Origin of the sequence: Anaerosalibacter sp. Marseille-P3206, assembly GCF_900155565.1 — a bacterium.
Classification (GTDB): Bacteria; Bacillota; Clostridia; order Tissierellales; family Sporanaerobacteraceae; genus FUHM01.
The window spans coordinates 2054113-2068950 of record NZ_FUHM01000002.1 but is presented as its reverse complement, the minus strand read 5'-3'; the positions used below and the strand labels follow the sequence as shown (position 1 = coordinate 2068950).

14 protein-coding genes are annotated in these 14838 nt (G+C 32.8%); all 14 read right to left on the bottom strand.

What is annotated here, in order from left to right; genetic code table 11:
- Positions 1-73: 73 nt before the first annotated feature.
- Entirely contained in the window at positions 74-2392 is a 2319-nt protein-coding gene (locus BQ9840_RS11380) for a VWA domain-containing protein (RefSeq protein WP_077369886.1), read from the bottom strand.
- Positions 2392-3282 carry a CD1107 family mobile element protein gene (locus BQ9840_RS11375; protein ID WP_077369885.1) on the bottom strand — a complete coding sequence of 297 codons (891 nt, stop codon included), beginning with the start codon at positions 3280-3282 and terminating at the stop codon, positions 2392-2394. Before BQ9840_RS11375 ends, BQ9840_RS11380 begins: the two co-directional genes overlap by 1 nt.
- Positions 3266-3541, bottom strand: coding sequence for a hypothetical protein (locus tag BQ9840_RS11370; protein ID WP_077369884.1), 276 nt, complete (start codon positions 3539-3541; stop codon positions 3266-3268). Before BQ9840_RS11370 ends, BQ9840_RS11375 begins: the two co-directional genes overlap by 17 nt.
- 19 nt (positions 3542-3560) lie before the next feature.
- A complete protein-coding gene (locus BQ9840_RS11365) occupies positions 3561-6065 on the bottom strand; it encodes a CD1108 family mobile element protein (protein ID WP_077369883.1) in 2505 nt (834 codons plus the stop codon).
- 4 nt (positions 6066-6069) lie between these two features.
- Entirely contained in the window at positions 6070-8520 is a 2451-nt protein-coding gene (locus BQ9840_RS11360; RefSeq protein ID WP_077369882.1) for a VirB4-like conjugal transfer ATPase, CD1110 family, read from the bottom strand.
- Positions 8423-8851, bottom strand: a complete 429-nt coding sequence (locus BQ9840_RS11355; protein WP_071138473.1) for a PrgI family protein — start codon at positions 8849-8851, stop codon at positions 8423-8425. Before BQ9840_RS11355 ends, BQ9840_RS11360 begins: the two co-directional genes overlap by 98 nt.
- Positions 8852-8882: 31 nt before the next feature.
- Positions 8883-9287 carry a hypothetical protein gene (locus BQ9840_RS11350; RefSeq protein WP_025642405.1) on the bottom strand — a complete coding sequence of 135 codons (405 nt, stop codon included), beginning with the start codon at positions 9285-9287 and terminating at the stop codon, positions 8883-8885.
- Between the two features lie 20 nt (positions 9288-9307).
- Positions 9308-10177 carry a VirB6/TrbL-like conjugal transfer protein, CD1112 family gene (locus BQ9840_RS11345; protein ID WP_025642403.1) on the bottom strand — a complete coding sequence of 290 codons (870 nt, stop codon included), beginning with the start codon at positions 10175-10177 and terminating at the stop codon, positions 9308-9310.
- Positions 10178-10195: 18 nt separating this feature from the next.
- Positions 10196-10411, bottom strand: coding sequence for a Maff2 family mobile element protein (locus tag BQ9840_RS11340; protein ID WP_018579567.1), 216 nt, complete (start codon positions 10409-10411; stop codon positions 10196-10198).
- Position 10412: 1 nt separating this feature from the next.
- On the bottom strand, positions 10413-10733 hold the full coding sequence (locus BQ9840_RS11335) for a single-stranded DNA-binding protein (RefSeq protein WP_025642399.1): 321 nt from the start codon (positions 10731-10733) through the stop codon (positions 10413-10415).
- Between the two features lie 144 nt (positions 10734-10877).
- Complete coding sequence (locus tag BQ9840_RS11330) at positions 10878-12659, bottom strand: VirD4-like conjugal transfer protein, CD1115 family (protein ID WP_077370168.1); 1782 nt, start codon at positions 12657-12659, stop codon at positions 10878-10880.
- A 34-nt stretch (positions 12660-12693) separates the two neighbouring features.
- Positions 12694-13230: a hypothetical protein gene (locus tag BQ9840_RS11325; protein WP_025642395.1), complete on the bottom strand. Its 537-nt coding sequence runs from the start codon at positions 13228-13230 to the stop codon at positions 12694-12696.
- A gap of 16 nt (positions 13231-13246) precedes the next feature.
- Entirely contained in the window at positions 13247-13969 is a 723-nt protein-coding gene (locus tag BQ9840_RS11320) for a BRO family protein (RefSeq protein WP_025642393.1), read from the bottom strand.
- Positions 13970-13978: 9 nt separating this feature from the next.
- Complete coding sequence (locus tag BQ9840_RS11315) at positions 13979-14827, bottom strand: ATP-binding protein (RefSeq protein ID WP_051403574.1); 849 nt, start codon at positions 14825-14827, stop codon at positions 13979-13981.
- Between the last annotated feature and the right edge of the window lie 11 nt (positions 14828-14838).

The window sequence follows — 14838 nt, the reverse complement described above, 5'->3', positions numbered from 1 at the left end:
TTTAGACAAAAAAATAGCGGCTCAGATATAATTACTTATCCGAGCCGCTATCATTTATCTATTTATCTTGTTTTTACCAGGACTGATTAGGATTTTTAAGTGAAAATGTAAATACTATTTTCATCTTTCCATTTGTACTTTCATCATATTCTGCAGTCTTTGTTTTTAAATTAAACTCCCAGCCCCTATAACTATTCTTAAATTCCCTATAATATACATCTTCTGTTTCTCTTATATACTTTCCATTACTCTTTATTACACGAGTAAATCTCATCTTCATTCCAGCCATATCAATATTTTCACCATCATCATAAGTTTTCTTATCAGGCAAAGTTACAAATTTTTCGGGATACCATTGATTGACTTTAACACCCTCTGGCAGATTCATATCTTTTAAATTATTTTTATCCTTTTCTCTTTCAAGATTTTCTCTTAAATCCTTTACATCATCTTCAAGGTTTTCAAATTTTTCCTTATATTTCTCATTGTCTTTTTCAAGCTTATCTTTTTCTTTACTAAGATTATAAATCTTATCATCAAGTTTATTTATCTCATTATTTAAATTTTGCTTATCCTTAACTGACTGATTCTTTTGATTTTCTAGTTCTTTTTCCATCTCTTCTTTTGCTTTTTTCAAGGCTTCTATTTCTTTATTCACCTTATTTATTTCTTTTCTTAAATCTGCTTCAAGCAAGTCTTTATCTTTAGATAATTGTTCAATATCGTCTTCTAGTTTTTCTACCTTTTTATCAAAGATTTCTATTGCCTGATTTAGTTTATCCTCTAGCCTTTCTTTTTCCTTATTTATTAAATCTAAATCATTATTTAACTCGTTAATCTCATCCTTAAGCTTTTCCCTTTCCTCCTTTGTCTTATTCTTTTCATCAGCCAGTTCTTTTTCAAGTTCTGCCTTTTCTTTAATTATTTCATCAATCTTTTTATCTAAGTCATCAATACTTTCTTTCAGTTGATCTCTTTCTGCCTTAGATTCCTCTTTTTCTTTTTCAAGCTGATTTTCAATTTCTGTTTTCTCCTTATTTAATTGGTCTAATTTATCATTAAGGTCAGAAATCTTGTTATCAAGTTCTTCCTTATCCTTCTCATACTCAGCCTTTTCCTGGTTGAGTCTATCCTCCAGTTCTTCAATTTTCTTATTAAGTTCTTCTTCTACAGCATCCTTTTCTTTTCTTAAGTTCTCAATATTTTTATCTAGTTCTAAAATCTCATTTTCTAGTTCTTTTTTATCTTCCTCCATTTTATTTATTATGTCTTCCATCTCTTTTTCTAGATTTTCTTTAGATTCATTTAGCTCATCAGTTTTTTGCTTTAGATCTTCTATCTCTTTTTCAAGAGCCTTTTTATCTTCTTCTGATTTTTCCTTCTCATCAGCTAAGTCTTGTTCTAATTTATCCTTAGCTTCTCCAAGTTCATCAATTTTGTCTTTTAAGTCATTAATTTCCTTGTTAAATTCCTCCTTATCCTTAGCCGCCTGCTCTCTTTCTTCAGCAAACTCTTTTTCAAGTTCTGCTTTTTCTCTGTCTAGCTCATCAATCCTATTATTTAGATCTTCAAGTTCTTTTTCTAGTTTTTCTTTTTCTATATTAGCTTTTATTTCATCAGTTAGATCTTTGAAGGTATCTTCTAGGTCATCTGTATCTGAATCTTTAAACTTATCTTCTCCACTTGCTACTTCTTTTAAAAACTCTTTTGCTTGTTCATTACAGTCAACTGCGACTGTGTAGATATCTAGAACATCAATATTATCACTTTTTGCAAGATTAGCTTCTGCTAAGGCACAAAACTTACCCTTGCTAGTAGTGGTATCTTGTCCTGCTTTATCATAATGGAAACTTCCTTCAAGAACCTCTTTGTTATTGTTCATATAATCATCAAGGTCAATCTTTGGTTCATAAATACGATTTGCTTCTCCATCCGAAAGAAGGACTATGATTTTTTTATCTCCAGTAGAGTTTTTAAAAATCATTCTTGCTTCATGAATACCTCCTTGTGTAAAGGTCATATTCTTCGCAGACAGACCATCAATAGCACTAAAGAGCTTGTCCTCATCTTTTTTCTGGAAAAAGTCTGCTCCATCATTTTTGTGATGGACTACATTAGACTCAAAGCTAATAAGTGCTATATTTGTATTAATATCATAGGATTCTTGTTCCTTCCATATAGCCTTTGCCATATCTTTAGCTGAATTTTTAGCCTTTGTCATTTTAGTTCCATTCATTGAACCTGAAATATCAACTACAATAGTCATATCAACATCATAACCTGTCTTATCCTCTTTCTCACTTGCCAATACAGGAGTTACTGCCCCAAACATTATAGAGAAACTAAGCACTCCTGCTAGTATTTTTTTAAATAATCCTGTTCTTTTACCCATTAGATCAAATCCTCCTTTGTATATTCAATATCTTCATCTTCTACTTCACCATCATTTATCTCTTCATCATTATTGCTGAAAAAATCATCATCATTTGGAATCTCATCATCTTCAAAATCATCAAATCCTTCTTCCTTAGATTTTACAAACTTAAAGTAATATCCAGCTCCACCTACTCCCACTAGGATGAGTAGAACAATTAAAAAAGAACCTTTAGAATCTTCCTTCTCAGGTTCCTCTATTTCAGGCTCTTCTTTTTTTACTACTTCTTTTTTAGGTTCCTCCTTGACTTTAGATATGCCATTTCTTTCTTCATCTTGTTCTATCATATTTAGTAAATCTTGTTCAGATACCTCAGTTAACAGTTGAACATTAGAATCAGGCTCGTCATGGTTAATAATCAGATGGAATACCTTGCCACTTTTTGTTTGAAAGGTAAGGAATTCTCTCGCATCAGCTTTTGGTCTTTCCCTCATCTGACCACCACTAGCTTCCTCTCTAACATCTGCTACCTCACTTCTCCTAGGATATTCTTTATTATCTACCCCAACAGATTCTGTAATAGTCCCTCTTGCTTGACTAGGATCTGACGGTTCATAAGGATTTTCCTTTGTAATAGTAGATTCCTCTTTAGGCTTATTTACATCTACCACAAATCCATTCCCTGTTTCCGCTGGATTGAGTGAAGGTTTATTTACATCAACTATGATGTTATCCTCCTTGTCCTTTGCAGATTCAGGACTATTAACATCAATTACAAACTCTCTTTCAAGTTCTCCACTAATATCTGAAGCAAAGACAGTGGTAACAAAGTTTATCCCAATCATGCTTGTTATCGCAAGTACTAGTAATATTTTTATAATTTTTCTCTTATCATTGTTCTTTTCCATAGGTTAAATTCTCCTTTTCAGATTCGTTAAATATTTTATTTTCATTTCCTCTTGTTTTTTCTGCTTCAGTAAAAATCTTCACTGCTTCCAAAAGATTAATTTCCTGCTCATAACATATAGCCATGATCTCTTGACCTGCTATTTCCTCTTCTTCCAACCTTAAAAGTTCCAATTCATCTTCGCTTTTTTTAATTTGGTCTTTTAGCTTTTTTTGGTCTCTTTTTATTTTCTTATATCTATTTTCTGTTTTTTTATCCATTCATTAAACCCTCCTTCATTTAATAGGGAAATCCCCATTTTGCACTGCTACCATAATAGGAAATCCAGTCTGAAAGCTTGCTATCTTTTACAATACCTATATTTTCTCTTATAATCCCATTTCCAACATAGATACCAACATGACCATAAATCCTTCCTGCCTTAGTATGATTGTGAGTAGGTACTGCTACCATCATTCCAGGTCTAAGTTCTGAAAGATCATTACTATGACAATACCAATAATATTGATCACAAGCATTTCCTCCAGGTCTTGGGAAACCTGCATTTACATAGACATTGCTTACCCATGCAGCACAGTAGCCGTTACCTGCTGTCGGTGTCCTATATGCTGCTGATACAAGAGCCTTTTCTTTATCTGAAAGATTAGGATTGTTTATAAGGTCACCTATTATGGTGCTATCTGGTATTACAGGGGTTATACCACTTCCCCCAAAGTAGTGTTCCATATTGCCACCTGTTTCAAGGAGTGCTTCATAGTGAGCAAGATTGTCCTCATATCCAATAAATTCCTCTCTTGCTACAGTATCAAGTTCTTTTTTCTCTACTGTAACTTTCAAAATATACCAATCATAAGGCTCCATTACACAGTATCTATCTTCACCACTTCCATAGCATACCTGCCTATATCTGGTTTCCACCACAGTTTCATAGTTAACCTTATACATCTTATTAAATAGATCTTTTAACTCCCCATTAAGACTTGCAACATTGGTTACTTCTCCATATCTAGCAGTTATAAAACTTAAAAGCTCATGAATATCATGCCCTATATCAGTATCTCCTCCTACATGGTACTCATCATATCCAGGATAATAGCTTTCAATATTGGCAAGCTCATCTGCCAACTCATACTCATAATTAGTAAATTCGCTATTTATATCTGCGAGAGTCTCTTCACCTGACAAATATGTGGTACTCATAACTTGACTTGTTACTGATGATATTCCACCAAGAAAAAAAGTTGCAATCTGGCTTAAGGTCATAAAACCTATAATAACGACTGCAAGAAGAATAAGGAGTCTCCTAATATTTCTTCTTATAACCTGGGAACTTCCTTTTAAAATATTTTCAATTCCCCTTTTAAGTCTATCTTTGAAGGTAACTGCAATATTATGCTCTTCATAAATTTTCTTTTTCATTTGCTTTCTCTTAATCAGTTTTTTGTAGGCACTCTTCTTCTGAAAATCTTTTTCTTTTCTCAAAACTTCAATTTCTGTCTGATATTCAGCCTTTGCCATATTCTTCTGATGTTTTAAAGCCAATTCTCTTTTAACCTTTAAGGGACTTTTTCTTTTTCTCTGAAGTCTATTCTGGGCTTGTCTTGTCATACTTGCATTAAGATATAAACCTTTGTCTGCTGCGTCAATAGCTACATTTTCATCACTTCCAGCTCTCATGTATTCAGAAGCCATGTAACTTGCTCCAGATATTCCTCCTACAAGCTTGCTTGTTTTATCATATTTAGGCTTATTGTAAAGCTTACTTGCTTTTTTCCTTTTCTGAATTAATTTACTTTCATTTTCCTGATATTTTTTCTCTGCCCTCTCACTAAGACCTTTACTTTCAAATGAAGATTTTTCACCTGCCCTATTAGCCATGCCACCTTTAAGGTCTTTAACATCATCTGTGGTTAATTTCCCATCTTTGCTTTTCTTCTTTTTCTGATTATCATAAATAGCTTTTCTTTTGTAATAATCTTTCTTTGAAATTTTGCCATTCTTTTTAAGACCTTCTACACCATAGCTTACATCCTCATAATCTTCTGCTTTTATCTCATTATCATGTTTATCAGAAACAGTAGGATCATCAGTGTCTTTTGCAAGTAAAGCATTGATTTTAGTTTCTTTATCTAGAGTTTCATACTTATTGGTTTTTTCTTTATCTTTCAGATTATTTATCTGTTTCTGCTTTTTCCTTTTATTTTTATTTATTGCTTTCTCATTTAAACTATCTGAAAGACTCCTATCACCTCCTGAAATATCTCCCTTGTCTTCAGCTATTTCATTTTTCCCATCACTAGCCTTTACTTGGCTATGATTTAATTTTGTTTTCTTCTTTACAATAGAATCATCAAATCTATCTTTTTCATGTACTCTTTTACCGAGGTAATTGTTAGTCTTTTTTCTTCCACCTATATCGAGACTTTTATGCTCTTTTATAGTCCCTTTTAACTGGCTACTTTCTGAAGTTCTTTTTTCTAAATTGCTTGAATCACCTACCCTTTCCTCTTTTCGCCTATAATCAATTATTTCAGGAGTTTTACTATCCACTTTTTCCCTTTTATCCATATGCTTCTTTATTTGTTTTTGAGATGAAGAAAGCCCACTTTTCTTGTAAGTAGGCTCATCATTTTTCTCAACATTATTTAATTTAGACTTTGTTTCTATAATAGACTCTTGGAATCTTTGGCTATCATCAACCTTCTTTTCCTTATATTCTTTTATTTTTTCTCTCTTACCTATGTCAAGATTAGTTCTCCTTTTTTTCTTATTATTCTCTTTCATTTTTTTACTCCACTTCCTCAGGCTTTGTTGTCATCTTCTGATACAGAATCGTATCTTTAGGGAATTTATCTACAAAGGGAACTATGGTGTTTCCAAAGAATAATAATCCCTCTCCTGCATTAGAGTTTGTAACATAATTTAATTGAAAAGGAGAAATTTTAAGTTTCTTGGCTAGGATTTCCCTATCTCCAGATGCTTGATTAAGCATAAGGACAAAGTCTGTATTATCAAAGATATTTTCAATTTCAGCACTTCCCAAAAGGTCTTTCACATTTTGAGTTATACCTGTTGGCACTCCACCCCACTTTCTAAATCTTTTCCATATTTCAACTGAATATTGGGCAGTTTGCTGGTCCTTTAGAAGCAAGTGAAACTCGTCAATATAGTATCTTGTTGCCCTATTTGCTCCCCTATTTGAAGAAACCTTATTCCATACCTGGTCTTGTATTACTAACATTCCTATTTTCTTAAGTTGATTTCCCAGCTCCTTTATGTCAAAACATATAAGTTTTTTGTTAAGGTCTACATTACTTCTATTATTGAATACATTTAAAGAGCCTGTAACATAGATTTCCATTTCTGTAGCTAGTTTTCTTCCTACACTTTCCTCCTGCTCTTGAAGGAGATTATACAGATCACTAAGTATAGGCATATTCTCAGGTATAGGATTGTCAAAGTAGTCCTTGTATATTTTAGGAAGGCACCTATCTATTACAGATTTTTCAGCTGCAGTTAGACCACTTCCACCTACTACAAGTTCAAGCATACTCATTATAAAGTTTGCCTTATCCTTTAAAGGTGCATCTCCATCTCCATAGTTCATATTGATATCAAGTGGATTTAGATAATCCTTTGACTTTGCTGAAATCTTAATTACTTCACCATTAAATTCCTTTACAAGACTTCCATATTCTCCTTCTGGATCTGTAATAATTACATCATCATCAGTAACTAAAATAGCATTGGCCATTTCCCTTTTTGCAGCAAAGGACTTACCAGCTCCTGGTGTTCCAAGAATAAGTCCATTAGGGTTTTTTAATTTCTTTCTATCTGCCATTATAAGGTTGTGGGAAAGAGCATTAAGCCCATAGTATAAACTTGTATTTGAACTCATAAATAGTTCCTCAGTTGTAAAAGGCATGAATACAGCAGTTGATGAAGATGTAAGTTGCCTTTTAATTTCAATCTTATTTACTCCTAATGGCAGGATAGATATAAAGCCTTGCTCTTGTTGGTGGTCTAGTCTTTTTAATGCACAGTTATTACGATTACATATTGAAGAAATCTGAGCTATTGTATTATCAAGTTCTTCCTTGTTTTTACTTAAATTCATAATTGTAAAGGTTACATAAAACATTCTTTCATCTCTAGACTGTAGATCAGTCAAAAGATTCTTTATATCATTACCATAAACATTAAGGTCTGATGGAATAATATCCATATCATAACCAGCTCTTACGGCTTTTTTCTGCTCTTCAATCATCATTTTCTGAAGATCAGTATTCTTTCTTTTTACCATCTTGATTGCATCTACCTGGTCTATAGCATGAATATGAAGACTTACATACATATTATCTTCAATAGAAAGAATTTCTGATAAGAACCTATCTGAAAGTTCACTAGCTAGAATCTGAAAATTGCTCAATGCACAGATATAATTTCCCATCTGCATATATTTAGGACTTATGAACTTGAATGTACTAGGCATTATAAGTTTTCTTGTGTCCCTAGCTTCAAGTCCTTGTCCATCATAATCAAACATTTTATCAGGATTTAGCATATCGTGAAGTAGTTTAAGTCTTTCAAGACCTACTAAGGTTTCAGCCCTTACCCCCATACTTTTTAAATTTGATAGGACATCTATCTCTATCCTCTCAAGAACAGATTTGGCTTGGTCATAGGTGTCTGCCCTTGTACTTACAACAACATACTTTGACTTTTTAAGACCATTGTTCCCCTTTGAAAGCTGGTCCTTAAGCATTCCCCTAAATTCTTTTCTTATCTCATCAAAACCATCCCCCTTACCTGGTATAGTAATTGCATTTTCCATTTCCTTAATTCTTCCTACCTGATTAACAAAGCTTAGTTGAAGCTCTGTTGTTGAATCAAAGGAATTTAAAAAGCCTGCAAATTGATTAAAGATAAGATCCCTATCTTCCTCAAGTGCAAGCTGATAATTTATATCCTCATATTTTATAACTTTATTGTACTTTCCCTCACCGATATAACATATACCATTCCTATACATCCTCTTATAGGGAATGGTATCTTCTATGGTATATCTTTTCTTTTCCTTCTTTAAGAAATCAAGAAATGAAGAGCTTTTCTTCTGACTAGACTTAATATTTCTTGTTTCCTTAGCTACTTTTTTTAGCTCTTTTTCCTTTTTTTGAAGTTTTTCTTCCTGTCTTTTTCTTTTTTCTAAATTTCTTTGCTGAATCTGATTTTTTCCCATTTATGTTTTGCTCCTCCTTCCTCATTTCTATAAATCTCTCCTTACTAACCCTAACTTTAGGTTGGTGTCTTTCATGAAGATATATATATTTAAGGTATTTCTCACTTGAAAGCCCATCCTTCTCATAAAAGACCACAAAGAAAATAGGGATAGTTAGTACAATCATTAAAAAGACAGCTAGATCATTACCAAGAACATTTCTCGTTTTTAGATATGTTGGAATACCAATAATACCTGCCACCCCAAACCCTATTAGCTGCCTTTTGGTCAGATTAAAAGCTACTTTTGTTTTAACATTGGTTAAATCTTTGGGTATCTGAACATAAGCCAATCTCTATCACCTCACTATTCCATTAGCTTTTTTATTCTTCTTCAATCTCATCTATGCTTTCTTCCAATTCATCAGGGTTGATATTTAATATTTTTGAACTTTCACCTACACCTTTTTTATTTTTCTTAAGTCTATCAAGTTCTGCAAGGTGGCTATAGATAGTAGCAATTTCATCTTCAATTTCATAAAATCTTTCATCAAAGTCTTCATAGTCATCTATTCTCATTTTTATTAAACTATTATGAGCCTTAGCAATTTCCTTCATAGACCTATTTAAACTCCATGTCTTTTCTTCAAGATCTTCTAAAAAATCCTCTGTATGATTAATTCTTTGTGTAAGCTCACCTAATTTCTTTCTACTTTTTACTTCAGAAACAAGAAGACCTGCCCCTGTAAGTGCCAAACCTATTATTAATCTTTTCTTTTTAAATTCCAAATTATATTCCTCCTATATTTTTAATGAGCATTCATTATGCTTTTTGCAATTGTTCCACTCTTTAACATCATAATTCCAAGAAGTACCGTATATCCAAGAACTCCGAATATGCTGGCATGAATATCTGTGGTTACATGAATCGTTTTTACAAGTACCGCATATATTCCAAGGCATATCATAAGAAACAATCCCTGAAGCCCTAGTGCAAATAATCCTTTGATATAATTTGTTCCAATCTGACCCCATTCTTTATTTCCCATAGTTGCAAATGGAATTGCTGATACTGAGCTATACAAGCAAATTTCAATCATTCTTCCATAAGTTATTACGGTAATTATGATTGATACAACCTGGATTGAAAGCTTCACCAGTGAAGTATCCATTGCTATCAGTATCAGATTCCATAAGCTTTCATCTTTTAGATGATCTATCATTGCGGCCACATCCATAGCATCAAGGGATGCATTTGTATTTATCACGCCCGCCGCCTTAGTTACTAGTGTCTGTGATACATCAAATACTGCCATCGAGAAAGTGAAAGCATTACTTACAAACCATACTGCTATCCACATCTTGATAATGTATTTAAAGAAATCAAATGTATCTGTATCAGAGTGCATATTATTTTTCTCCATGACCATGTTTATGAGTTCTATGCACAAGACGGCGGTTATGATAATTCCCGCTATAGGGATAACTACAGTATCGTTAATATTCTTTACAAAGCTGAACACTTCTGCATTCCAGCTACTTGGTGTTTTCCCGACTTCTGTAGCTACAAGACTTACATTCTCATTTATATCTAAGAACATTGCTTCAAGGTTTGCTTGGATAATTCCGATGAAAATCTCCTGAAAAAATTCAGTTATTTTGTCGAAAAGTCCAAACATATTTTATCTACCTCTTTCTTAATTAAGTGTATTTGCAAGTAAAGGTATAAGTTTCATTCCAATAAGAACAATACCTCCGCCTGCCATTAGCTGCTTGATCCCTTGTGATTTTGCTCCAGGGTTATCATTTCCATAACCCTCCATAAGGTTAATTACTCCCCATGCCCCTAAACCTGCACCAATTGCAGTAACTAAAGTTTTTAAAACTGCTATTCCTTCTGTAAAAAATGCCATATTATTTTTCCTCCTTATTTTCTTTTTCAATTTTATTCATATGTTTTACTATAAAATTCTTATATAGCTTGTCATTATTTCTTCTTTCCCTAATATAACCAAAGACATGGACAAGATCTCCAGCCTTTAGTTCCTTTGCTACTTCTGACCATTCACCATAAGCTGCACAGTTTGTATAGTGCCTTTTCCCATTCTTCTTTTCTACAAGGGAGAAATTTGTTACATTGATAGTTTCACCATCCCAGTCAAAAGAAGCTGTTTTTACCTCTCCTACTAGATTAGCTGTTACATTTTTCATATCTCTTTCTTTAAAATTTGCCATATTCTAATTCTAGCCTCCTCTTTTCTTTTTTGAAATAAAAAAAGCGACTGGACTTGTTTCTTATCCAATCGCTATAAATCAAATTTATTAACTTTGTTACTTTCTTTTTTGAAGGGCTTCTCACCTTAACCTTCATATCTTCACCTACAATCTTGTTATTATAGAATCTTTATTGAGCTTGGCCTTACCTTGTTTCTTCATATATTCTTCAATATCGAAGAAGTTTCTATCATCATAATCTTCAAGATGCTTATAATTTTTATGCTTGGTAATATCAAACTTCTCTGATAGAAATGGTCTTACACCTCTTAGTTGCATAATGCACTTGCTTCCATCCATTACAAAGAGTTCATCTTTAGTCATAAGTTCCTTGCCAGTTTTCTGATAGTTAAGCCCAAAAGACTTTTGATTACTTCTTGTTTCTGATGTATTGAATAGGTCAATAGTTTCCTTGCCTAAGGTTTCTGAAATCTCTTTTAAAGTACCATTCTCCTTTCCTCCTAAAAATAATGTGGTATCACAGTTACCAATAATAGTATCTGCATTATCTTTATATATGGCCTTTAGTTGTGATTGTGCTTGTAGAACTATGCAAGCACTTATTTCCCTAGAACGAATTGTCGCTATAAGCTTTTCAAATTTAGGGATTAGGCCAATATTTGCAAACTCATCAAGGAGACATCTAACAAGAACAGGAAGTCTTCCGCCATAGACATCATCTGCCTTATCACAAAGTAGATTAAACATCTGAGAATAGAGAAGTGATACTACAAAATTAAAGGTATCATCTGTATCTGAAATGATGACGAATAAGGCTGTTTTTCTATCTCCTAGGGTATCAAGTTCCATTTCATCTTCACTCATTAGCTCTCTAAGTTCCTTAATATCAAAAGGAGCTAATCTTGCACCACAAGAAATTAAAATAGATTTTGCAGTTTTTCCTGCCGCTAGTTTATACTTGCGATATTGCTTAACTGCAAAATGGTCTGGATCCTTTTCTTCCAAGGCTTCAAACATATAATCTATTGCATTTTTAAAGTTTTCATCCTCCTCTCTAACCTCACTTGCATCTATCATGGCTAGTAGGGTTGTAAAGTTTTGTTCCTCCTTTGGAGTTTCATAAAATATATATCCTATAAGGGCTGTATAATAAAGTCTTTCAGCCTTTACCCAAAAATCCTCTCCTGCCTTTTCACCATCCCCCTTTGTATTTGCTATAATTGTCTGAACCAGCTTTAGAATATCTTTTTCACTTCTTAGGTAGGCAAAGGGATTATATTTCATGCTCTTATTAAAATTAATTGTATTAAGAGATTTTATTTCATAACCATTCACCTCTAACATTTTGCCACATTCATGAAGAAGACTTCCTTTAGGATCAGTTACTACATAACTTGAGTGTAGTTGCATCAAATTAGGTTTTACAAAGAATCTCGTCTTTCCAGAACCTGACCCACCAATTACAAGTACATTTTTATTTCTTGCATACTTAGGAATCTTTGGTCTACTATTCATGGTAATTCTTTCTGTTTCAGTTAGTAGAAGATTATTTCCAAAATCATCATCCATATATGGAGAAATATCCTTGGCATTACCCCATCTTGCAGAGCCATATTCAGTACCCTGCCTAAATTTCTTTGCATTTTTACCCTTGCTATATAAAATAAGTTTCACTATTCCAGCTAGGACAAGACCTACAAGCAAGTCCCTCGGATAAAAACTTGGAATATAGGTCATAGTTTCTATTTCCATGACCGCCTGGAATATACGGTCTATTAAGTCACCTCCTATATATGAATTTATATGGTGAGAGAGAATATCTCCTAAATAGAAAAATGCAAGATAGGGCATGTTCTTTTTAATAAATTCCTTCCCATCTTGCACATCAAATAAATCCTTTATGTCCTTTTTAATTTTTTCTACTATGCTCACAACCTCACCTCCTTAAGCCAGAGATTTCTTATCTTTCCTCACCTTTTTCTTTTATTTGACTATCTTTTTTTATAGTGTTATTATTAATAACTTTTTCTTTATATTCACTAAGAAGTGCAATAGTTGATTTCTTCTTTTTATTCAACTGCTTGTCTGAAAATCTTATAGGCTTTCCTTCAAGAATAAATTCAGATATATTAAGGAAATTCAAATCTTCATCATGGGGAATAATTTTAAAGACAGCATGGATAAAATGGCTTTCTCCCCCCAGCTTATAGGTCTGTCCATATACAGAAAGATTAAGAAATCCCTCATCATCTATAAGAAAATCTACTCCATTTTTAAAATCAGCAAGCTCTGCCAGCTCATATATATCCCATAGATTTATATTAATAACTTGCAAATCTTTATTTCTATGGCCTATATCCTGGTACTTATGAAGGACTACACAATCATAGTTATCTAGCTTTCTTAATTCCCCTAGAATCTTATTTATTTCTTCATTATGTTTAACTAAATCTCTTTCATCACAATTTATACAACTTTTCTTATTAAGCATTATCATCCAAGACCACCTCCTTCTAGATTTCTCCCATCTCTTTAAATAAGGAGAAAAGATATGCTCTTCCCTCAGGTCTAACTACTGTATAGACTCCGGGTTGTCCATTATATTTATTGATATAATCTTTTAATTTAAAGTAATCAGCTGCAGTTGAGTAATATCTTAGTTTCCCTTTTTGATTTCTATAAAGATAACCCCTATCAATGAGTATATTTATAAATCTATTTTGAGAAACTCCTAATTCTTTTGCAGTATCCCTAAGGCATATACAGTCACCTAAATCCATAAACTTATCAAAGAATTCTCCCTTGGGAATAAGACCTTCTAATTCTTCTGTCCTAGCTTCTATTTGTCTTAAGGCTACAAGATAGCCCCTTGCTAAAAGTTCTTGATCATTCATTTCCTCCTGTCCTGAAAAATATCCACCATGCTTTCTAATTGAAGGTAGAACTTCACTTGTTACCCAGTTTTTAAATCTTATGGCACTTTCAAGTTTACTTCCAAAAATCAGTGCATACATTCCAGACTCATTTATTACTATCAAATTCCTTCCTTGACCTGATACGGTAAAACACCGTTTCAGCTTATCTTCCTCATATACATGACTTGCAATCGCATCACTTGGTCTTTTGTATCCTAGAGCCTGGGCTATATCCATTCCTACAAACCATGGTTCATTATCTATAAGCATTGTCCTAACCTGTCCAAATTCAAAACTTTCAAATGTTTTTATTTTATTCATCTCTTTCACCTATCTTTCACCTAGAAGTAACTCTCTAGTTTTATTTAATTTTAATTTTCCTATTTCTCTTCTTATGTCCTCTCCTGCAATTTTTACTGGAATACACATCTCCCTAATTCTTGAATATATCCTTTCTTTATCAATATCATTACTTCCACTCATGATTACACCTAAGGGAATATTTGTTGAAATAATAGTGGGTTTCTTTGCTTCATATCTGGTATTGATAATCTGATAGACCATTTCATTTATATATTCTGTATTTCTTTCAATTCCAAAATCATCAAGAATGAGAAGTGGTACACTGCATAAGAGCCTGTAATATTCATTTTTATCTATATCAAAGCCACGCTTTTCAATATCATTTATTATCTGAGGGATATTTCTCATCTTCACCCTTATCTGGTATTCTTCAATAATTTTATTAGCAATACAAGCTGCTAAATATGTCTTTCCTGTTCCAACATTCCCATGAAATATAAGTCCATTATTATTTTTCGCAAGTTCTTTAAAGTTCTTAACAAAATTCTTTGCTATAATAACTTCCTGTCTTTCAGGCTCTATAATCTTTTCAAAACTATAGCTTATTAGATTTCTGCTAGTAGCAAAACATTCTTCTTTAAGCCTTCTGATGTGGTTTGCTATTTCTTCTTCCTTTCTCTTAGCCTCTGTTTCCCTATCACATCTACAATTTCGACTAAATATTATTTTTTTACTACCAAGACAAGCAAGGGGTTCTGAATCTATTTGTTCACCACATTGTCTACAATAAACATGGCCATCTCTTTCATGAGCCCTATTTGCATTAAAAGAAAATCCTACTCCATCAATTTCAATTATTTTTATTTTATCTTCCATTTTATCTACCT